3 protein-coding genes are annotated in these 23,209 nt (G+C 73.2%); all 3 read right to left on the bottom strand.

What is annotated here, in order from left to right; genetic code table 11:
- Window positions 1-58: 58 nt before the first annotated feature.
- Window positions 59-4,285, bottom strand: coding sequence for a type VII secretion protein EccCa (gene eccCa / locus ACFWEP_RS00115; protein ID WP_387362998.1), 4,227 nt, complete (start codon window positions 4,283-4,285; stop codon window positions 59-61).
- Between the two features lie 149 nt (window positions 4,286-4,434).
- Complete coding sequence (locus ACFWEP_RS00110; protein ID WP_387362995.1) at window positions 4,435-4,875, bottom strand: YbaB/EbfC family nucleoid-associated protein; 441 nt, start codon at window positions 4,873-4,875, stop codon at window positions 4,435-4,437.
- 225 nt (window positions 4,876-5,100) lie between these two features.
- Window positions 5,101-23,124: an EndoU domain-containing protein gene (locus ACFWEP_RS00105; RefSeq protein WP_387362992.1), complete on the bottom strand. Its 18,024-nt coding sequence runs from the start codon at window positions 23,122-23,124 to the stop codon at window positions 5,101-5,103.
- Window positions 23,125-23,209: the final 85 nt, after the last annotated feature.

Raw genomic sequence — 23,209 nt, 5'->3', positions numbered from 1 at the left:
GGGGCGGATGCTGGCGGACGGCGGGAGCAGGCCCGGAGCACGGGGGGCAGCACCGCCGTCACCTCGTGCTACTCGCCGCCCCCGTGTCCTCCGTGTCCCCCGCGTCCTCCTCGCCCAGGGCGATCTGCACCGTCGTGCGGCCTTCCCTGCGGCGTAGCAGCACGCCCCGGCCGGGCGCCCGGCGCTGGGCGCGTTCGCCGTCGACGAGGGCGCCTTCGCGGGGGTTGCCCGAGAGGATGAGGGCTGCGGCGCCCAGTTCCGGCAGGCGGCTGAAGAGGGGGTCGGTGATCGAGGTCCGGTTGTGACCGGAGACCCGGCGGGCCGCGACCACGTGCAGGCCGACCTCCCTGGCCTGCGCCAGGTACGGGACCAGGGGGGCGAGCGGGGAGTCGCGGCCGGTGCCGAGCAGGTCGTAGTCGTCGACGACGACGTAGAACTCCGGCCCCTCCCACCAGCTGCGGGCGCGCAGTTCGGCGGCGGTGACCCGGGCGGGCGGCAGCCGTTCGGCCAGTTTCGCGGCGACCTGTTCGGCGTAGGCGCGGGCCGCCGCCGCGTCGCCCGCGTAGGCCCCGAGATGGTCGTCGGGGACGGCGTCCAGCAGGGAGCGCCGGTAGTCGATCAGGACGAACCTGGACTCCCAGGCGGTGTGACGCTCGCACATGGCGGTCAGCCAGGTGCGCAGGAAGACGGACTTGCCCGCGCCCGAGTCCCCGTACACCAGCAGGTGCGGCTCGGTCGCCGGGAGGTCGAGCACGACCGGGCGCAGATCGCTCTCGGCGAGGCCGACGGGGACCCCGGGCTGCTCCTTGTGGGCGCCGGACACGGCGAACACGTCGGCGAGTTCGGACCGGGTGAGCCGTGCGGGGAGGGTACGGATCGGGGGCGCGGGTCGGCCCCGCCATGCGGCGGCGACACGGTCCAGCGCCGACTGCTGCGCCTCGGCGAGGTCGTCCAGGGAGTCCCGGCCGTCCAGCCGGGGCAGCGCCACCTGGAACTGGGCTCCGCCCGGCGCGAGTCCGCGTCCGGGGACGGCGACCGCCGCGAACCTGCGGGCCGCGCGGCGGTCGATCTCCGACTCCCCGGGGTCGCCCAGGCGGAGTTCGAGGCGGGCGCCGATGGTGTCGCGGAGCGCGGTGCGTACTTCCTGCCAGCGGTTGGCGGTGAGTACCAGGTGGACGCCGACGCCGAGGCCGCGGGTGGCGACGTCGAGCACCGCCGCGTCCACGGAGGTGTCCTGGCCGCTCTGCAATTCCCCGCGCGATCCGGCCCAGTTGTCGATGACCAGGAAGACGTCGGCGGCCCGGACGTCCGCCGGGAGGGTGCCGTCCTCGCGTCGCCGCCGGAAGGTGTCGGCCGAGTCGACGGAGAACTCCGCGAAGAGGCGCTCGCGTTCGTCGATGAGCTGGACCGTCTCCGCGAGGGCGCGCCGCGCCCGCTCCGGGTCCTGGCGTCCGGCGACACCGCTGACGTGCGGTGCGCCCTCGTACGGCAGAAGGCCGCCACCGCCGAAGTCGAGGCAGAGGAACTGCGCCTGCTCGGGGGTGTGGGTGATCATCGTGGCGAGCATCAGGGTGCGCAGGAAGGTGCTCTTGCCGGTGCGCGGGGCGCCGACCAGGGCGAGATGGCCGTACTCGTGGCCGAAGTCCGGTATCACCGGGACCTGTTGCTGCCGGGACGGCAGATCGGCAACCCCGATCGGCACGCGCAGGGTGCCGTGGTCGGGCCAGAACGCGGCGCGCAGGCCGCGGGAGTCCGCCGCGCCCTCGGCCCCGTCCGGGGTGGGCGGCTCCTCCGAGGCCGGCCCGGTCAGGGCGTCCAGCGGCAGGGCGGCGGGCAGCGGGGGCAGCCACACCTGGTGCACCGGCTGCCCGGCGCCGGTCAGGTGGTCCACCAGGACCTGCATCTCGGTCGGGCCGGCGGGTGCGCGGCGAGGTGCGGGCTCCGGCGCGGGCCGCTGCCCGGCCTCCTCCTCGGGCGGGGTGCGCAGGCCGAAGGGGGCGGGAGCCACCGCGAGCGGCTCCGGCCCTTCCGCCGGCTCCTGGGCCCCGTCGTGGGCGCCGGAGACGTGGGCGACGCGGAAGCGTTCGTAGACGGAGTCGGAGACCTTCAGATAGGCCGAGCCGGGGAGCGGCGGGAGCTTGTAGGCGTCGGGGGTGCCGATCACCGAGCGGGAGTCGGCGGCCGACATGGTCCGCAGGCAGACCCGGTAGGAGAGGTTGGACTCCAGCCCCTTCAGCCGGCCTTCCTCCATGCGCTGGCTCGCCAGCAGGAGGTGGACGCCCAGGCTTCGTCCCACCCGTCCGATCTGCACGAAGAGGTCGATGAAGTCGGGCCGTTGGGTGAGCAGTTCACTGAACTCGTCCACGATGAGCAGCAGATACGGCAGTGGCGGCAGCGGACTGCCGTCGGGGCCGGTCCGTCCCGTCTCCCGGCGGATCTGGTACTCACGCACCGAGTCCAGGTTCCCCGCGTCGCGCAACAGGGCCTGGCGGCGCTGGATTTCTCCCTGAAGGGCGTCACGGACCCGGTCGACCAGAGCGAGATCGTCCACCAAGTTGGTGATCAGCCCTGCCACGTGCGGCAGTTCGGTGACTCCGGCGAAGGTCGCGCCGCCCTTGAAGTCCACCAGGACGAAGCTCAGCAGGTCCGGTGAGTGGGTGGCGGTGAGGCCGCTCACCAGGGTGCGCAGCAGTTCGCTCTTGCCGGAGCCGGTGGCGCCGACGACCAGGCCGTGCGGCCCCATGCCGCCGTGGGCCGCTTCCTTGAGGTCCATGGTGAGGGGCTCGCCCAGGGCGTCGAACCCGATGGGGAACCGCAGGAGCCGCTCGGAGTCGGGCCCGGTCGCCGCCCAGAGCTCCTCCGGGTCGAAGGTGTCCAGGTCCCCGACGCCGAGCAGGTCGGGCAGCGACACCGTGCGGGCCAGGATCTCGTCGGCCTCGTCGGAGAGGGTGAGCGGCGCCAAGGCACGGGCGACGGCCTCGCAGAGCACCGGTCCCGGCCGGTCGGCGAGGGCGCCGGCGACGTGGTCGGGCACGTGCGCGGAGCCGCCCCGGGGGCCGGCCGGGTTCCGGGTCTCCACGGTCAGGGCGCCGTCGTCGGCCACCCGTACCCGGATGTCGGCCCGGTGGGGTTCATCGTTCTCCCGTTCGACCACGCAGACCACGGTGAGCCCGCCGGCCGGTCCGGCCTCCGCGAGGAGGGCCGTCGCCTCGGGGGTACGGGCCCAGGCGCTGCGCGGGTCGTAGCCGTCCAGGACGACCAGCAGCCGCTGCCGGGCGTCGACGGAGCGGGCGCCGCCGAGCGCGAACGGGCGTTGCCCCGACTGTTCGCGGGCGGAGGCGAGCCAGTCGGTCAGCCGGTCGGCGATTCCGGCGAAATCCTCGGCGACCAGCGGGACCACGCCCGCCTCGCCGCTCTCCTCCGGCTCGTGGGTGTGCGGCAGCCACTTCGCCCAGTCCCAGGAGGGGAGCGGGCCGCGACCGGGCAGGTGGTCCCCGCCGTCGTGGTCCGTGGCGCCGTCGTCTTCCGTCGCGCCGGCGGTGACGACGGCGATCCGTACGTCGTCGGGCGCGTGCAGCACGGCCACCTGGGTCAGCAGGGCGCGCACCACGGCGCGCGCCCGGACGGCAGGCCCGAGGACGCTCACCACCCCGCCGCGTGAGAGATCCACGGTGAGCGGCTGGCCGGTGACCTCGGCGGTGGTCTCCACCAGGCGGTCGGCGACGGCCTTGGCCCGGCCGTCGTACTCGAGGGTGGGGTCGTTGCGGGTGGCCAGTCGGACCGGGGTGGCGAGCCGGCCCCGGCCGGTGCCGATCCGTACGACGAGGAAGTCGGCGTCGGCCGGGCGGCGTTCCCAGACCCGGCGGCGCCCCACGGCGACCGCCCGTAGCCGGTACGGCGAGGGGTGCCGCCACGCGGCGATCAGCCGCTGGTCGGAGGCGACCTGCCAGGCGGCCTTGCGGACCTCCGTCAGGTGGTCGAGGTAGCGGTCACGGGCCCGTACCCGCTGCTTGCGCTGCGCGGAACGCATCTGCATCCGTACGCCCACGGTGAGCCCGATGGAGAGCAGCACGAAGGAGATCCCGAGCAGGACCAGCATGCGCCGACCCGCCACGATCATGTACGCGGCCATGCTGATGCTGGACAGCAGGGGCATCAGCAGCATCAGCCAGTTGGCGCCGGAGTCCCGGCCGGCCGGCTGCGGGGGCGCGGCCACCACGACGGGATCGGTGGGCAGGTCGGGCGGGACGACCCGGGCGGGGCGGTGGAAGACGATCCGCGACATTCAGGTGTTCTCCGGAACCGGGAAGGCGGGCTCGGTGCGGTCGGGGTGCGGTGGGGCACGGGCCGGCTGACGGCTCGCGGCCCACCGGCGCGGGACGCGGCACGGCGTACGGTCCGGCGCCTCGCGGACCGTGGGTGCGTGGACCGGGCTCAGCCCCGCGCGGGGCCGGGCGCGCCGGGGGGTGCGAACAGCGGGATGTCCGGGGGGTCGGGCATCCGCCGGGGCTGGGCGCGCAGCTCCTCGGTCCGGCCGCGCAGTCCGGCCGTCAGTTCGCCGAGGCCCTGCACCAGGTCTCCGGCGGCGGCCAGGCGGTGCTCGACCATCGCGTCCAGCGCCGACTGCACGGCCTGCACGACCAGCGCCGCCAGCCCCTCGGGGTCGCCCGGGTCGATGACCGACGGGTCGATGCGCAGGTCCGTCAGCCGGCCCTCGCCGCTCACCGTCGCGGAGACCAGACCACCGCCGCCGTGTCCGGTGGCGGTGGCACGGCCCAGCTCCTGCTGCTGGGCGGCCAGGCCGCTCTGGAGCCGGCGGACCCGCTCCGTGAGTGCGGCGAGCGGGACGGGCTCACGGCGTACGGGGTCGGGCATGAGGCTTCTGCTCCTGTCGGACACGGGCGGGACGGCAGGCCCCGCCCCGCCCCATCGTGCCCGCGTGACCGGCCCCCGCCCAGGTCCCAGTTCGGGGACGGGGCGGGACCAGGGGACAGGGGTCAGGGTCAGGGGACAGGGGTCAGGTACGCCTGGTCACGGCATGCCGGGGCGGGGCCCGACCCGGGGTTCGGGGTGCCGACGGCCGTGGCAACCCCCGCCGGTTCAGACCGACTCGCAGTTCTCGACCTTGAGATCGGGTGCGGACCGCTGCCGGGCGAGGGCTTCCCTCAGTCCGGCCACGTCCGCCGCCCACCGCCCCGGCTCGGTCGGGCTCCCGTCCGGGGCGAAGCCCAGTGCGGGCAGCAGCCCCTCGGGGAGGACCCCGTCGGCGACGTCCAGGACGACCTCGGTGACGTCCGACGCCCCGGCGACCAGGACCAGTTTGGCGAGCAGCGCGTGCGTCAGCTCCACGGCCCGCTGGTCGTCGCCGAGAAGCAGTCCGGTGACGTGGACGCGTCGCGGCGGCGCGAGTGCGGGCTGCCCGGGCGCCGAGGGGCGTGGCGTACCGAGCCGGTACCGCAGGTGGGCCAGGGCACTTCCGTCGCGTTCGCCCGGGGCTGCCACGGTGTCCGTTCCGGCGGGCGTCCACAGCACCGCCTGCAGTCGGCCGGTGATCCGGTCCACCCCGTCCACGAAGGCGATCGGTTCGGGACGGAGCGGCACAGCCGCTCCGTCGACCGTGTCCGTGCCCGTGTCCGTGTTCGTGTTCGTGTTCGTGGGAGCTGTCCCCACGGTGGCCGCGACGGTGGTCCAGGGGCCGGGCCCGAACTTCACGAACGGCTCCTCGTACGGGCTCAGCAGGTCGTCGACGGCTATCTCCACCACCGTGTCCTGCAGTTCCTCCTCGTCACCCTCCAGATGCTCGGTCATCCAGTCGGAGACGAGCCCGAAGGAGAGCACGGTCGGCCGACCGCGCCCGTCGAGACGGCCGGTGGCCAGGGCCACGTGGTCGCCCGTGCGGCCGAACACCACCACGTCCCCCGCGTTCGGCAGGGCGGAGGCGGGTTCGCCGGGCCGGTAGAGGCCCTGCCCGTGCGGCAGCAGGAAGGGCACCATGGTTCTCGTCTGCCAGACCGTCAGGCCCGCCAGGTCGGAATAGACGGCCCGCAGGGCTTCCCTGTCCAGCAGGTTCGCCGTGCGGGCGGCGAGCAGGACCGATTCCGCGCAGTTGAGCGTGGTGGTGGGAAGCGGCTCCGGGCTGTCGGGGGCCAGGTCCGGATCGGCCGAGGCCCAGAGCTCGAAGTCCGTACCGGAGCGCGGGTACGACGGCAGCCAGGACATGGTGCGACCGCGCCACTCGTCCATGACGGCGAGGACGGCGTTCCCGCGCCGCGCGGTGCGTACCGCGTCCGGATCGGTCCTGCCGGACAGGATGGCGCGCCATGCTTCCGCCGGCGGCAGGGTGGAAGCGGGCGCCGACGAACCGAGGACTCCGGCCGGAGGCAGGGGCGACCTCAGCAGCGTCTCCACGGCGGCGAAAAGCGGGGCGAGATCCGCGTCGGGCATCGGCCCGCCCTCGGGCAGCGACGCCCGCAACGGCTTCGGGCGCCGCTCCAGTGCGGCGAGGAAGTCGACGGCCCGTTCGTGTACGGCGGCCGCGTCCTCGACGCCGAGGTGTACGTCGACGCCCGGGCGCCGCAGGGTGTCCAGGACGTCCAGGAGGGCCAGCACGTCCGAGGGGTGGTTGCCGAAGGGGACCCCGGGGCCCACCAGGCGCCCGGAGAACATCCGCAGGGGCGGGGTGACGACTCCGGGGAGCAGCAGCGGGGTGTGACCCGGCTCCTCCCCGTCGCCGGAGAGCAGCTCGGCAGTCGCTCCGGTGGTGATCAGGCGCGGGGTCTCCTGCATGGGGTCGTCGACGTCGGCCTCCGTGTCCTCCTGCGGGGCGGACTCCGTCCTGCGGCGGGAGGCCGCCGGCTTCTCCTCGTTCTCCGGGCTCGCGTCACGCGGTCGTCGCAGGGTCGCCTGTGGCAGTTCTCGGGCCGCCGCCTCGGGCGTACCGCGGTGGGCCCGCAGGGAGTCGCCGTGCGCCTCCAGATCGGCGAGGTCCAGCCGCCCCCGGCTCGCGGCGACCACGCGCCGGACGAACTCGGGGTGCAGACCGCTCCTCCGGGCCGCCCGCGACAGCTCGGCGTCGTACCCGGGCGGGGGCTCGGCGAGGAACGCCCGGACGAGTTCCGCGGCCTCTTCGTCGGTGACCGTGCCGAGGGCGGAGAGCCCGCCGCGGTCCTGGAGGAAGGAGTCGAGCGCCCACCAGTGCTCGACCGACACCCCGAGACCGGACAGCCGGACGATCAGAGGTCCCAGGCGATCACGTCTCACACCGAGCCGCTCGCCGAGCCGGACCAGCGCGAACAGCCGGTCCATCGGCCGGACGGGTTCGCGCAGCAGCGGCGCGATGGAACTCAGCCGGTGCACTTCGCCGTCCCCGAGCCCCAGCAGAATCCGTGCCACGAGGTGCAGTTGTCCGGCGTCGACACCCAGCTCGGCGGCGACGTCACGAATGTGCCCGATCACCCGCGTGACCTCGGGCGGAGGCATCCTCGGGTCCGGCGCCACCCGATAGGCCGTCACCCGGCGCCCGACCAGGTCCAGCGTGACCAGCAGCAGGAACCCCGGCACCGGCCGGGTCGTGATCACGACCTGCCCCGGAACGCCCGTCACTTCCGCCCCGGACAGGGGGTGCCGGGTGGCCCGGAAGGCGGCCAGCCGGGCACGGTCGACGGACCAGCCCTCCGGCAACTCCCCCACCAACGCATCGGCGGAGGGGAGTTCGGCGCCGGGCAGGGCATCGATCGACTCGACGAGCTGCCGTTCGGTGGTCTCTTCGGTGGTGCCCGGTGCGAACTCCCGCGCGCTGTTCGCCGCCAGCAGCTCGGCTAGGTCCGGTTCGTCGGTCAGGCTCGCCACCGCGTGGCGGTGCTGGGTGAAGGCCAGCTCCAGGATCGTCTCGCCGCGCCCCTGCGGCTCGGTCGGATGCCACCTCGTCGGATTCCAGTCCGCCGGCGGCATCAGCGCTTCGGCGAGTCGGCGACGGGACTCGGCGGTGCGGATGTCACGGCCGAAGAGGTCCGCGAGGATGACGCCGGGCGGCACGTTCGTACCCCACAGCTGCCTGATGTCGTGCGGCGCGCCGGGATCGGCCCGCCGGAGCTCCAGCTCGAACCGGACGAGCGGCGCCACCCCGTCGATCGCCGCGTCGCCCGGCGCGTTGACGGTGGTGTCCAGCCTCCGCTGGATCTGCCGGACCCACGAGGTCAGCGCCTCCAGCGCCTGGGGGGTGTACGTGTCCGGGTACCGGATCACCCGGGTGATCCGGAGGCCGTGGTCGCCGCCGCCGAACAGCACCTGAGCGGCCTCGAAGCCGACCGGGGCGCCCGATCCGTCGGGCAGCGGGACGGCAACGGGGACCGTCTGTGCGAGGACGGCCGCCGGGTCCCAGGCGGACCGGGGCTGCAGCCGTGTCGGACGAGCCCACATCAGGGTCCCGTCGACCACCTGGCCGTGGACGCGCACGCCGTGGGAGCTCCCCTCCCAGAGGTAACCGCCCTCCGGCAGCACAGTGAAGCGGCCTCGGGCGAGGGCGCTCGCATGCGCCGACTGAATGGCCTCCCAGAGGGTGGAGACCGTCCAGTCGGCGGGGAAGAGCGCGTGCGAGGACCTGAGCCGTTCGTCGAGTCCCAGGACCTGCCGACTGGCCGAGGACGGGGGCCGGAAGTCCGTGGAACCCGGCTCCCGGTAGGAGACCGTGGCGATACGGACGCCGTTGGGCAGGACCCGTACCGGGGCGTCGACGTGGATGCCGCGCCGGTCCTGGAGCGCGGGCCACCGCAGCGGGTCGGGGTGGGTGTAGTGGAAACCGGTGCGCAGGCGGAGATCCCCGCGCGTCATGTGCCGCCGGGCACGTTCCCCGATGACGAGGGGGACGGCGGCGAAGGGCGGTGGGGCCTGGGGGCCGGGCGGAACCAGGTGGCCCGGCGGCAGCAGCATCGACGGTGCCCCGGTGCGCTCCGGCTGCTCCTCGCCGTCCTGTTCGTGTTCCTGGTGCGGGGCCCGGAGGGCGCGGAGACGGGCGGCGGCCTCGGCCGCGTTCCGCGGTGGCCCGTCCAGGGTCTGGTCGGGGTGCGGGGCGAAGTCGGTGAGGGTGCCGCTCGCGTCGACCGTGCCCCGGATCCGGATGCCCTGGTACACGCCGGTGAACCCGCTCGCCCCGTCGGCCATGGACTCCCGTACGGGCACGAGCCCGCCGAGGGCGCGCTGCTCCAGGTACACCTGCTCGACGGCGTGGACGATGTCGTCGGCGCTCAGGTGCGCGGGGAACATCATGCGCGGCGGTTCGTCCCGGCCCCGGAGCGCGGGGTCGAGCCGCAGATGGGCGAGGTAAGTGCCGTTCGGGTTCACCTCCCCGACCGGTACGGCCGTGTACCGGCCCGCCGGGCCGACGGGTGCCAGCAGACCCGCCGTGCCCGTACCCCGGTCCCCGCGCAGGACGCGCTCGCGCAAGTCGAGGGGGATCAGCCGGTCGCCGCGGAGCGGACCCCGCGGCCGGACTCTCGGCAGGGGCCGATCGACGCGTCCCTCCAGGTGGGCCGACTGCCACGCCTCCTCGACCGCGAGGGCCAGCAGCCGCAGATCGCGTGGCGCCAGACGCAGGTTCGGGTCGATCGTGCTCACGTCCGGGAGATGGTCCTGGTCCACGGTCGTGCGCCGCGAGCGGTCCAGGTAGTAGGAGGACATCAGCGAACCGTCCTGGTAGACGGGGCGCGCGGGCTCGCGGTCGCGGGCCTCGCGGTACTGGTCCCAGAAGCCCAGGAGGTGGCTGGTCTCGTGGGCGAGGACCATCGGAGTCATCTCCGTCTCGGCGATCGCCCGCGGGTCCGTGGAGTCCGGGGGGTGCAGGTACCAGTTCCGGTTGTCCGAACGGGCGGACGTGCCTTCCGGGACGGTGTGCACCCTGACGGTGTGGTGCGCCTCGGCCTGCGACTCGGTGAACTCCAGGGCGACTTCCAGGAGATCGCCGAAGGGCAGCCGGTGCTGGGGGTGGTTGTAGTAGCGGTCCATCCCCTCGACGGCCATCCGGCGTGCCGCCTCCACCTGTGCGGGCTCCACCCCGGGCTGCGGGTCCAAGAAGATCGCGAGGGTGATCCGGGTGAGGGCCCGGCCGTCCGCGGTACGGAAGCGTGCCGCCGAGTAGGCGCGGGAGGGCAGGCCCCCGAGGGTGTGGTGCGGGCTGCGGATTCTCGGCAGCCGGCGAGTTCGCGGGGCGATCTCCACCGCCCCCAGCGGCACCAACTCCTCCTCGCGGTACGGCCCCTCGGGCGATTCGGGTTCCTCCATGAGGGTGTCGGGGTCGTCGTGCGGGATCACGTCGTCGGTCTCGTCGGTCAGGTACGCCGTGTCGGTCTCGTCGGCTTCATCGGCTTCATCGGCCTCATCGGACTCCGGGAGTGAACCGTCGACGGAACCGGCGTCGGCAACGGACCTGGGAGTGACCTCGAGCCACGACGTGTACCCGGTCGCCGGGAGTTCCTCGTCCTGCGTGACCCGCTGGTCCTCCGTGACCTCCGGGGCCCGCGTGATCTGCGGCTCTTCAGGGGCCTGCGTGACCTGCGGCTCCTCCGGGGCCCGCGTGACCTGCGGCTCCTCCGGGATCTGCGTGTCCTGCGGCTGCTCCACGACCTCCGGGGCCTGCTGGTCCTCCTGGTCCTGCTGCTCTCCCTCCTCCTCCGGGACCTGCTGGTCCTCCTGGTCCTGCTGCTCTCCCTCCTCCTCCGGGACCTGCTGGTCCTCCTGGTCCTGCTGCTCTCCCTCCTCCTCCGCGACGGCAGGGAGCGGGAGCGGCACTACGGGTTCACGGACCTCCACGCGTGGCAGGGCCACTTCGATGGGAATCGCACCTTGGATGCTCCTCTCCAGCTCCTCGCCTCCCCGCAGGAAGGTGAACCGAAGGACGACGTGGCCCTGGTAGAGCGCGTGGGGTACCGGCGTCTTGCTGTTCTGACCCGAACGGCCGGAGGTCCGGCTGCGGTCGCCGAATCGGTTGCGGGACGAGAAACCGGCCCGGCCCGTACCCCGGCCGCCCCACTCTCCGACCGCGGCCTCGCCGCCGACCTCCCCGGTCCCCGCGTGCGCCAGGGAGGTGCTCTGCGAGAGGTCGGTGCGGTTGCCCGTCGTCGACGAAGTGGCCAGCTCCGCCTCCCGGTCGAAGCCCGAGTACGTCAACTGGTCGGGAAACAGGGCTTCCACCCTGACGGTGATCCCGTCCGAGGGCTTCCTGCCTCCCACGGTGACGACGAGTGCGCGCTTGCCGGTCCCCGAGCCGTCCGCCGGATTGGCCAGCCGGTCGCCCAGCCAGGCCATCAGCGTGTTCCGGCCGATCCTGTCCAGGACGTAACTCCCGTGCGTCTGACCGGAGGCACCGTGACGGGAGTTCCATCGGGCGAAGAGTGCCTCGCCCCGGTTGGTGACGAGCTGGCGGACGCTCTCCAAGGACTGCAGGGAGACCACTTGGACCTGGGTGTTCCTCAGGTCCGCGGCATCGATCCGCTCGGGCGACGGCGTCGGCTCGGCCGTCTGCCCGGTCCCGGCGCTCGGCGTCGGGCCGACGAGTCGGGTCGTGCGGCTGGGAGACGTGTGGGTCATCTTGGCCTGCAGAACGGCCTTGAACCGGCCGGCCGCCTGGATGGCCCACTTCTCACGGTCGGCCAGTCTGGTCGTGGTTGACCTTTCGGGCGTGGTCGGCTCCTCCGTACCGGCGTTTCCCGGTCCCTCTGCGTCCCGCTCGACCTCCGGCCGTCTCGCGAGGTGGGCCGCCGTCGCCGCCCCCGTGAACCCTCTGAGCTTCTTCCGCAGATGCCGGGAACGCCAGCGGTCCGCCATGTCCAGCTTCAGCGCCGCGAGGGACGCCTGGCTCCCGCCTGCGTCCCGGTGCACCGTGATGAGCAGGTCGACGTCGTCGTGGAAGACGGAGCCCACCGTCTTGCTCTTGGTGCCGGATCCGGTGCTGACGTTCGTCAGTCGGGACTCGGAGTTCTCCTCGTTCTTCGTCCGCTGGTAGGTGGCCGTCCCCAGCGCCGAGACGCCCGGAACCACCTTGCCCTTGGCGGTGACACCGAAGCGCTTCCCCTTCGATACGGCTGTGGACCGCGCGCTGTCGCCGTCCACACTGTCCTCGTTGGCCGCGGTGGACTCGCTGCGGTTGAATTCGACGACGTCGATCTGGCGGTCGTGCACCGGCTCCTTCCCACGGCGCAGCATCAGGGTCACCTCGGCATGGCCGCCGGGGAAATCGACGATGATCGGCTGGCCGTCGAATGCCCCGCGGGCGTAGGCCGACATGCTGGTGGCCTGGAGCGCCTGGGCCAGCCGCGGGCTGATCCTGCCCCAGCCCGCCTTGCCGAAGAGCGCCGCGCCATGCGCCTCCAGAGGGGTCATCAGCTCGGACACGCCGTCTTCCGGATGCTGTATCCACACCTGGCCGGTGATGTCGTACCCCTGCAACCGGCGGCTGGACAGCGTGTACGGGGACGGGCGCCGGGTGCCCCGGCCCGTGTTCGGCTGTCCCGGTTGCGTGAGATGGGCGGTGGGGAGGGCCAGCCGCACCGGGACGGACACGTCGAAGGGCTTGGCCGCGTGCTTGGTCCGCCAGAAGCGCCCCGTCAGGATCTCGATGCGTCCCTTGACCTCCAGGCGGCCGGTGAACACCCCATGCGGCTCTGTGGACTTGCTCTTGGCCCCGATCGTGGTGCCGGCGTCCATGACGCTGCTGCTGGTGGTGTCCGTTTTCACGGTGCCGGTGATCTGGGCGGCGACGTAGGGCGCGGTCACCACGAGGTCGTGGGTGTCCGTGGTGCTCTTCGTGTGGTGGGTGGCCTCGCCGACGGCGTCGGACTCGTCCGCACCTCGCTCCACCTCGAAGGCTTCGATGGTCTTCTCGAAGACGAGACCGTGGTCGCCCACGCCCACGCCGACACTCGTGATCGAGATCCGTGAGTAGCGGCCCTGGACGACGTACACGGGGTCCTGCCGGTTCTCGCGCAGGTTGCGCTCCGAGGCGGCGGAGAAGGCGGCCATCCGCGTCCGCAGGACGACGGGGCCGAGCAGGGTCTCGTATACCGCCTCTTCCTCGGCCAGTTGCTCCGGGGACAAGCTGTCCCTCAGCAGCCGTGTCACCGTCGTCAGGATGTTCTGTACCTCGCCTCCCAGCGAGAGAATCTGCGTGTCCGCGGGCAGGACGCTCATCTCCCCCGGGATCTGCGGGGCAGGGGCCGCCTCCTCCACCGGAACGACCGGCAGCTCTTCGGGCACCGTTTCAGGCCCCGTCGGCTGCGGGTTCGCGGCGACCGGGACCGGCGCGGTGTTCGGCGCCTGCGCCATGGTGAAGGTCTGCGGTCCGGCCACCTGGACCGTGTACCTCTCGGTGAGTCGCGTGGGGATGGCCACGAAGAACGGCACGACGACGTCGCCGTCCTGGTTCTCCGCCGTTCCGTCCGTCACACGGCCAGGACCGCCGACCACGCCGAACCGGAACACCACGTGGCCCGCGTAGAGCGCCATCTCCTCGGCGAACTTGGTGTTGCTGACCTGCTTGGCCGACCGGGCCGCCCGGTAGAAGGTGCGGTCGAGGGTGCCCTTGCCCCTTCCCTCGGTCGGTTGGAAGGTCGTGCTGCCCCAGAACCCGAAGGACGCACCCCCCGCCCCCTGGCCCTGCCAGAGAGTGGAGAAGCCGCTGCGCTGCGCGTTCGAGGAGCCGATCTCGCTCTGCACGTTGAGCTCGGACCGGTCGATGAGGTTGACGAACGTCAGGCTCTGGACCTGGGCTCCGGCGCCGATACGCATCTTGCCGTGAGTCGTACTGCTGTCGAAGGAAGGACCTTGCAGCGTGGTGCGGAGCATGAGCGAGAGGTACTCCGCCAGCCGCTCGGCCCCGAAGGCGCCCTGAACCGCCGCCCCGTGCCGATTCCAGTTCTTCTCCGTCACGCTGCCCAGCTCGTGCAGGCGTTCGTGCAGGGTTTTCGACGTCGCCGACCCGTTCGGAGTGGCCGATGACGAAGGCGCGGTGGGCGAAGGCGCGGTGGGCGTCGACGGGGTGGGCTCGGGCGTCGGGGTCTGCGGGGAGAGGGTGATGGCACCGACGGACAGCAGCCCGAGGACCACCGCGTCGTCCGAGAGGGCGAGCTTCGGCCGGTACGCGGTGGCTCCGACCGCGTGATCGGGCAGCACGAAGGTCCGGCCCACGGTCGGCCGCGTACCCTCCGCGATCCAGGAGGAGACCCACACGTCCGATCCGTCCGCAGCCGGCTCGGTGTCGGAGGTGCGCACGATGACGGTGGCGCCCACCCGCGCCCGGCCCACCGACGCCTGCGAGGCCCCGGGCTTCCGGAAACGCACGGTCAGGACCACGTCGGCGTCGAAGACCGAACTGCCCACCTTCGCCTTGACGGTGGCCCCCGCGACGGAGAACTCCTCGTGGAGGGTGTTGGCCTCCTTGCCGGTGGTGCGTCCGCCGCCGAAGGCCACCTTCAGCCCGGACGGCTCCGCCATACCGGGTATGACCCACGTGTCGGGGTCGCCCAGCGGGCTGCCCTGCACCGACCCGGTGAGGTTGAGGGACCGGGAGTGCGAGGCGCTGGTCAGGACGGAGTGGGAGATGTTCCCGCCGACGTTGAACTCGGTGCCGTTCGCGGTGGTGTACGCGAACTTCGCTCCCCCCAGTTCCGCGTCCAGCTCGACACTGCCGAGGCCGTCCGGCAGATCGATGGTGAACGGGCCGTCCCACATCAGGGTGCGCAGCTTCTGATGCAGCTCGGAGAGCGACAGCACCTGTCCCAGGGCCTTCAGCGCCTTCTCGGCAGCCTGCTCGCTGCCGAACGCCTCCACTGCGGCGTCGAAGACGGAGCTGCCCTCCCCGTGGGGCAGGGCCTGCCGGAAGACCGCGCCCAGCCCCCCTCGGCCGCGGGCGCCCGTGACGTCCACGGGGTACGTGTCCACCAGCAGGTCGAAGGGGCCCAGCGCCCGCATGTCCCGCAGGTGCCGGGGCACCGACCTGGCGGGCTGCCCGCTCCCGTGCACGGGTGTGTACAGCGTGGCCGGGAGAGTGATGCTCGGCCACTCCCCTCCGGCCGGCGCGGCGGGAGCCCTCCCGTCCTTCCCGAGCAGCATCGACAGGTCCAGCCGGAACCACGCGTCCGCGGCGACGCCCAGGGCGCTGGACACCGTCTTGCCCCGGGCGATCATCTGCGCCATGTCCTGGTACGCCTTGCCCGTGCCGTTGTCACGTGCGTACGTCGCGGCGATGTCGGCCCGGGAGAAGGGGAAGGTCCCCCGGCCGGTGAGCGCGACATTCCACCCCCCGCTGCTGTCGTGCGCCAGGGCCGTACCGGCTCCGGAATCGCCACCGGGCTCGAACTCCATCTTGGCGAGCAGCTCCGTCGCCAGCGCGTTCTCCAGTCCGCCGTCCACCTGGATCGAGCCCTTCCACCCGGGGACGTCGACGTGCAGGTAGCGCTTCTCGCCCTTGCCGAGGCCGTGGAGCCACGCTCCGAGGTGCCCGGTGCGCATGTACCGCGCGACCTGGCTCCGTACGAGCGCGGCGTCCTCGGCGCCCAGGAACGGGGCGAGCTCCTCCTCCAGCCGACGGGCGAACTCCTGCGCCCCCTCTCCGACCGAGGTCACCACGTCCGAGGCTCCGAGGAAGCCCCGGACGATGTGGTCGGGCAGCGGCGGGAGCGCGGGGGCGGGGGGTACCGGGGGTGGGGGCGTCGGTACGGGGGTGGGGTCGAGCGTCTCCACGACGACCGGGACCGCGACCGGTGACACGGTCTCCGTGGAGGTCGTGGCCTCCACGGAGGTCGTGCCCTCCACGGAGGTCGTGCCCTCCGTCGGGGCCATGGGCTCCACCGGGGCCGTGGGCTCCACCTGATCGGTAGTCGTCACCGTCGATTGCGGGATCACCACCGGGGCGGTGGTGGTCACCGTCGGATCCGGCTCCTCCAGCGGAGGAAACGGGGCTGCCGTGGCAGGGAACGTGGTGAGCTCGATGTCCTCCGGCTGGGACGTCCTCCCGAGGAGGCGGCCGAGGGACCATGTGAACGGACTCGGCTCCACGTCGCCTTCGAGATCCTCGCCTTCGAGATCCTCGCCTTCGGCCTTCCCCCCTCCGGCCTCGACCGCCTCGTCTTCGGCATCCTTCCGCGCCACCTCCTCCTGCGCCGCCTTGTCCCGCGCGGCCCTCCCGATCGCCGCCCTCTCCCGCGCCGTCTCCTCCCGCAGCGCCTCCTCGGCGGCTTTGAGCGCTGCCCCTGCCTCGTCGAAGTCGCTCCGGGCCTGGTCGGGGTCGATGCCGGCGGCGTCCGCGACCGCGTACCTCTCCTGGTAGGCGGCCAGCGCACGGAGGCGCCGGGCGTTCTCGGACGGGTCCTCCTCCGCGGCGAACGCGGCCTCAGCGAGCTCCAGTCGGGCGCGTGCGGCGGCGCTTCGTCGCACCAGGTCCATGGTGCTGCCCGCTGCCGCCGCCTGCTTGCGTGCCGCGCGCACGGCGGCGTTCAGCGCGGGGAGCCGACTGGGCGCCGGGGGTGGAGTCGTGGTCACGGTTCTCTTCGGCCGGGGAGTGATCGCGCGGAGCTCCCACCCCGCCCGGCTCAGATCGGTCCGTGCACGCTCCATGGCCTCCCTGGCCGCGACAGAGGCGTGCAGCGCTCGGCTGCTCCGCGCCTGCATCTCGCTGTGACGGGTGCGGGCCGCCTCCAGAGCTGCGAGGGCCGGCTCCAGCTCCCGCTCCGCGTGCTCCAGGTTTCGGGCGACGGCCTCCACCTGGTACGCGTGCACCGCTGCCCGCCCCGCCTGCTCCAGGAACTCCTCCTGAGCGGCTCTCCAGCGCGGTTCGAGCCGGTCGAGGTGGTCTTCGAGAACGACCAGCTCCGCCAATGCCTCCTGGTGGGCGCTGCGAGCCACGTCGAGTTCGTCGGCCGTCGACGGGTCGTCGTGGTCCTGGAGATTCTTCTCCAGGTCCTCGATCCGGGCAGTGGCGGCGTCGACGGCCCGCGCCGTGGTCTCGTACGCGGCGTACACCTCGTCCACCTCCTGCCGCACCGCGTTCAGCTGCTCCCGAGCGACGCCCCCTCGGCCCTCGTGGAGTTGATCCTGCGCGGAGGGTTCCTCATGTTCCTGCTCGGGAAGTTCCTGCCCGGGAAGTTCCTGCCCGGGTGGTTCCTGCTGAGTGGCTTCACCGTCCGGTGTCGCCCCCCGATCCGTCGGCCCGGTCAGCTGGTCCAGGGAGAAGGTGAGGTCGTCGATGTCGCCCTGGACCGCGTTCACCCACGTCCGGGCCTGCTCGACCGCCATCCGGGCCGTGAGTTCCGCGCCGTAGGTCCGGTCCCTGGCGACGAGGCCGGCGGAGTGGGCCTTCAGGGCCGATTCGTATGCCTCCTGGGCCGATCGCAGGTTCTTCTGGGCCTGCCCGAGCCGCTCCTTGAGGGGCACCGGGGCCGGGCGCGCCGTCGCGACCGGTTCCTGTCCGGACTGCCCCGGCGTTCCTGACTCGTCGAGCGGCATGCCGAGTCGGCCGCCCGGCTGGTCCAACACCTGCTCCTCGCCCGGGTCCTGCCGGTGCTGGACGACCGGCTGCGGCGACACGCCCGGCGCGAGGGGCGGCTGTTCCGGCGATTCCACCGGGTGGACGATCTCGGGCGCGGCCGGTGTTCCCAGGGGGTCCACCGGGGAGAAGTCCTCCCTGGACGTGGTGACCGGCACCTCCGTCTCCCGCGCTCCCCAGCCGCGGAACCGGCTGCCACTGGGCCTGAGTTGCGCGGAAGCGCTCGGGTCGAACGGGGTGGCGCCCGCGTACCGGTCGCCGCGCAGGTGGAGGACGCCCGCCTCCCCGCCCGACGGCGAGGAGACCTCGGTGGAGCTCCGGGACGGGTCCTTCCCTCCGGTGAGGGAGGAACCGCCCCCGCTCGGGAGCGAGTCGAGGGTGTCCCTCGTCGCGATCCGCTGCCCCGAGGAGCCCCCACCGCCCTTCGGGGCGGGGTTCACCGGCTCCCGGGGCGTGACGAGGAGGTCCTGGAAGCCGTGCACGTTCCGGCCGGCCGAGGGAGTACCCCGGCGCTCCACCGGCGGTCGCGAGGTCGTGCCGGGGCCGGAAGCCGAGCCGTCGCCCACGGGTCCCACCCGGTCGAGGGCACGCTGGGCCGCCGCGCTCACCCTGTCCTTCTCCGGACCGCCGGCAGCGCTCTCGCGGTACTTCTCCAGCGCCCTGCTCAGGTCCGCGCGCGTCTGCTCGACCGCCTGGAGGTCCCCCCTGGCGCGCACGTGGTCCAGCCGGTTGGTGAGCAGCCGCACCTCCCGCAGCTCCCAGGGCGGAAGCACCCCGCCCGCCGAGCCGGCGCCTCGGGTCCCCGGTTCCCCGGCCACGGGCCTCCCGACCGGCGCCTCCCCCGTGACCGGCTTCCCGACCGCGTGGTCCTCCACCACCGGCTCCGCCGTCGTCGTCCTCTCCGTCGGCGGCTTCTCGACCGGCCCTCCCGCCAGCCTGCGTTCCGCCTCGGCCGCGAGGTTCCGGGCCCGTTCGGCGAGCGCGTCCAGGCCGTGCCGCTCCGCGGCCCCGGCGGCCCGCAGTGCCTCGTCCCGCGCGCTCGCCAGCTCCTTCGGCGTACGTTCCCCGCGTATCAGCGCGTCCAGGCCGTTGAGCACCCGGGTCGTCCGTACGGCCGGATCGGCGAGCACGGCCGCGTGCCGGGCGTCCTGGTGGTCGCCGTATCCGCGCAGGAAGGGGGCCCCGCCGCCCCGGTTGATCTCAAGCCAGTCGGACGCCCTGAGGCTTCCGTCGCCGTTGTAGTGCACCCAGGAGGCGAGCCGGTCCTCGTGGAAGGCCCGGGCCGCCTCCCGGTACCCGCCCTCGCGGGCGGAGGTGGCGGCGTCGAGCCGGAAGTGTTCGTCCCACTCCTGACCCGCCCGGTAGGACACGGCGTTCAGCCGGGCGTCCTCGGCCAGCAGGCGTTCCGTGGAGTCGAGGACGCCGCGCGCCTGCGAGCGGTACGCGGTGGCTCGGGGGTCGAAGGCGCCGTCCAGGGCGGTGTGGCCGAAGGCGCCGGGCCGGCCCATGGTGCGCTCGGCGGCTGTCGCGAGGGCGTCGGTGAGGACGTTCTTGGTGAGCGTCCGGCCGGCGGCCGGGAAGGACCGGAGCAGGTCGACGCGCCGGTCCAGCGCGACGAGGTGGTGCTGGATCTCCTCGTGGTGGAGCAGCCGCTGGTGGAGCGCGGCCGGGTCGACGAGTTCGGCGAGCGCCTGGTCGAAGTGGCCGCGGTCCTCGGCGGACCAGGCCGCCGGGTCGCTCTCGCCCCGGCCGGTGAGGGATTCGTCGAGGGCGGACCGGAGGTCGGACTCCCACTGTTCCAGGGCGTTGCGGACCGCCGGGGCGTCCGGTGCCAGACCGCGTTCCCGGGCGTGCTCGGTCATCAGCGCACGGGCCCGGGCGAGGGCGGCGTCGGCTTCCAGTTCCGCGATGACCCGGTCCGCTGAGTGGGTGAGGGCCCGTGCGGAGGCGGAGTCCGGGTCGAGCCCGGCCTTCTCCAGCTCCACGGCGGTCCGGCGGCTGCCCATCAGCCGGGAGTCGACGACGGCACGCCACTCTTCCGGGCTCCGCCCGGAGAGTGCCGGGCCGCCGGAGCCCTCGGGGCGGAGCGAGAGCGCCTCCAGGTGTTCCATCAGGGCGGGTGCGTAGGCGTCGGCGCGGGCCGCGTACCGGAGCAGTTCCTCGGGCGTACCGCTGCCCGGGCGGGTGACGTACTCGTGGCGGGCGTAGAGGGCGGATGCGGGCAGTGCGGTGCCGTCGGCCAGGAGGGCGTCCACGTGGGCGTCGAACTCCGCGCCCCTGCGGTACGCGTCGAAGAGGGCTTGTTCCCGCTCGGCGAGGCTGCCCATGAGGCCCTCGCGGGCGGACTGCCGGCCCTCGTGGCCCGGGGCGCCGGCCGTGCCTCCGGGTTCCCAGGACTTGGCCCTTGAGCGGAAGGCGGCGAGGAGTTCGTCGGAGAGCTGCCGGGAGAGTTCCTCGCGGGCGGACTGCCGGTACCGGGCGGTCGCGCCGTCGTCCGGGCGGTGGTCGCCGAAGGTCAGTGACTCCTTGATCGAGTCGTCGGTGCGGGCGAGGAGCACCCGGTCGATCTCCCCGGGGAGGTTCTTGAGCGTCCTTGCGAGGTCGTCCGCCATCGGGCGCACCGTCTCGCCGTGGTGCGCGAGGAGCGCCTCGACCGCTTCCTCGTACGTCGCCGGGGCCGGTGTTCCGCCGATGGTGACGGGTTCGGCGGGGTCGGTGGGGCGCGGGGTGGTGTGCGCGCCGCCGACGTGTTCCTCGGGGAAGGCGCTCCGCCCCGGGGCGAAGGGACGCGGGGCGGGCGAGGTGGCCGCACCGGTGCCGTGCGGGTCGTGGGTGGCCGAGGTGACGGCCTCGATCCGCCGGTCCAGGCGGGCGAGCGCGCGGTCGGTGTCCGCCGCGCTCCACTCGCTGCCGCGCAGGTGTTCGCGGGTCTCGGTCAGTGCCCGGTGGAGGGCGTTCTCCAGCCCGGCGTTGAACTCCTCGTCGTGCGCGGCGAGGTAGTCACGGTGTGCGGCGTCCAGTTTCCGCGCCGCTGCGTCCTCGAACCGTATCCGGGCGTCGAGACTGTGCGTGATCGCGTCGAGGCGCTCGCCGAGGGCCTTGCCCGCGGGCCCGGCACCCGCGGACGGCTCCCCCGCGTCCTTCGGGGAGGGCCGCAGGAGCAGGAGTTCGCGTTCCAGGTCGGCGGCGACGGTGCTCTCGACGGAGCCGTGGAGGTGCAGGCCGCCGCCGGTGCCGTCCGCGCCCCGCAGGGTCAGCATGTTCTTGAGGTCGGTGCGGATCAGGTGGGCGGCCTCCCAGATCGCCTGGGTGCCGCGCAGGTCGCCGGAGAGCTTCTCCAGGACCTCCGCCTTGCTGCCGCCCCACGCCTCGTCGAACCGGCGCAGCAGTACCTCCTCGGCCGTGCCCTTCTCGGCGGAGGTGGCCACCTGGTGCCACAGCCGGTCCGATTCGGTGTTCAGCGCGTGCTGGTGGTGGTCGGTGATCTCCTTGAGCCCCGCGTCGTTCCAGTGGGAGTGCTCGCCGCCCCAGGCGGAGACGGTGTCCGCCACCTCCCTTCGGCCGCCGACGAGCCGCTCGTACGCGTGGGTCTCGCGTTCCAGCGACGTGGTGAGGTGCTCGCGGGTCTGCCGGGCGGCGGTGATGAACCGCTCGTGCGCCTTCTCTCCGGTCAGGTGCGGGGTGTCCGAGATGCGGCCCCAGGTATGTTCGCCGAGGTTCTGCAGTTCGGCCCGGTACCGCTGCGTGGCCCTCTGGACGAGTTCCTCGGGGGCGCCGTTCTCCTGCCAGGAGCGGGTGGCGTCGGACTCCAGCCTGTCGATGCGTCCGCCGAGGTCCACCCGGATGCGGTCCGCGCGTCCTTTGACCGTGTGGGACAGGTCCCGCACGGTCTGGCTCCACTTCTTGTCCGCGGCGCCGTCCGCCAGGTGGGACGAGAGGGACCGGTCGCCGTGGCCGCCGGAGGGGTAGATCTCGTCGAACTTGACGCGGGCGTCCGCCACCAGTTCGCCGAAGAGCTTCTGCCGGTTCTCCACTCCGAGTTCCTGGAGCTTGCGCGAGGTGCGGGCGGTGCTGACGAAACGGTCCCGCAGCTCCTCCACGGAGCGGTTGAAGCGCTGCTCCCGCGCGCCCGCGCCGCCGGGGACGGAGTTCGGGTCCTTCGCCAGGTTGGAGGGGGAGGTGCTCTCCTGCGCCTCCGGGGCGTGCTGGGTCGACTGGCGTGGCTGCTGGGGCTGTTCGCGGGAGATGCCGTGGGTGTTTCCCACGGAGTCGGGGGACTTGACCTGGCCGGTGGCAGGGGCCTGGTACTGCCCCGCGTTCTCCGCGAACGGAGTGCCGTCGCCGGTGGCCCCGTTCTCACCGAGCGCGTCTCTCTCGGTCGCCTTCACCGGATGCTCGGTTGCCACGTCGTTCTCCCCGCCCTTCACGGGGTGCGTGGTCGTCGCGTCGTTCTCGGTGGCCTTGAGGGGTGCGCCGCCCCGGCCCGTGGTCGCGGCGGGCGTCTTCCCCGGGGGCGCGCCGAGGTTGGCGTGGCCCTCGGTGAGGTGCGGCGCGGGACCGGCCGGGGCGCCGCCCTCCCTGGTGGTCAGCGGCTCGTCGGGACGCCGTACGGGCACGGGGGCCGGCGCCTCGGGGGTGTGGATGCCGCCGCCCGGCGGCACGTTCGCCTTCACCGCCGGGCCGTTGATCGGCTCCGGGGAGACGACCCTCTCCTCCGGGATGCCGCCGGGTTTCCTCACCGTCGGGGACACCTCGACCCCCACTCCCGCCGGGCCGCCGAGCACGTGGTCCCCCGCCAGGCCCTTGGGCGCCGTGGGGGTGACCGTGCCGGAACCACCGTGAGCGGGAGGGGTGAAGGTGCTCTCGGTGGTGTGGGGGGCCACGGTCGTCCCGGGGACGTGCGGCGTCTCGATCCTGGTGGGCAGCGTGCGGTCCGCCGCCCAGCCGATGGCCGGATCGGCGACGGACATACCCATGCCGATACCGGCGGCGATTCCCAGGTTGATCGCCTCGCCCTTCCACCAGTCGCTGCTGGAGAAGTCCGGCATCGGCGCCCCGCTGGTCAGCGAGCCGAGGGCCTGCGCGGCCATGTCGATGCCGAGCTGCGCCCCGGCGGCGATCGCCCCGCCGACGAAGACCTCGCCGGCGAACACGATGGCGGTGGGGAGCGCCCGGAGCAGGGGCGTCAGCAGTTCGGCCACCATCGCGAAGATCTCGGGCAGGAAGGCCGGCAGCGGGATGAACGGGACGAAGAGCATCACCAGCGAGAGCAGGGCCGAGAAGAGGCCGACCATCGCCTCCATGTGGGCCTGTTGGATCTCCTTGTCGAAGACCTCCTGCACCTGGTCGCCCCAGGAGTTGATCGCGTTACCGATGGAGCGCGCGTCGTCGACGGCCTTCTGGAGGTGGCTGGTGTGGACCGTGTTCCACGTGGTGTCGGTGATGTTCTTGCCGTCGCCGCTCCACCGCGCGGAGTGCACCGCCGTGTCCATGGCGGTGACCTGCTCCCAGAGCAGATCGCTGAAATCGATCCAGGCGTTGCCGAGTTCGTAGATCGGGTCGGCGAGATTCGGGTCGGCGGGATACGAGGGCAAGAGAATCACCTGTCGTGCGCGGTTCCGGAGCGGCGCTCCTCACACCCGTGGGCGCGGCGTCCGCCCCGAGGAGGGGAGGGGGCGG

Origin of the sequence: Streptomyces sp. NPDC060198, from assembly GCF_042728415.1 — a bacterium.
Lineage (GTDB): Bacteria > Actinomycetota > Actinomycetes > Streptomycetales > Streptomycetaceae > Streptomyces.
This window is presented reverse-complemented; position numbering and strand designations above follow the sequence as displayed.

Bases quoted from the DNA above. Each gene is read 5' to 3' on its own strand.
- eccCa (WP_387362998.1), bottom strand. From the start codon at position 4,285: ATGTCGCGGATCGTCTTCCACCGCCCCGCCCGGGTCGTCCCGCCCGAC.
- ACFWEP_RS00110 (WP_387362995.1), bottom strand. From the start codon at position 4,875: ATGCCCGACCCCGTACGCCGTGAGCCCGTCCCGCTCGCCGCACTCACG.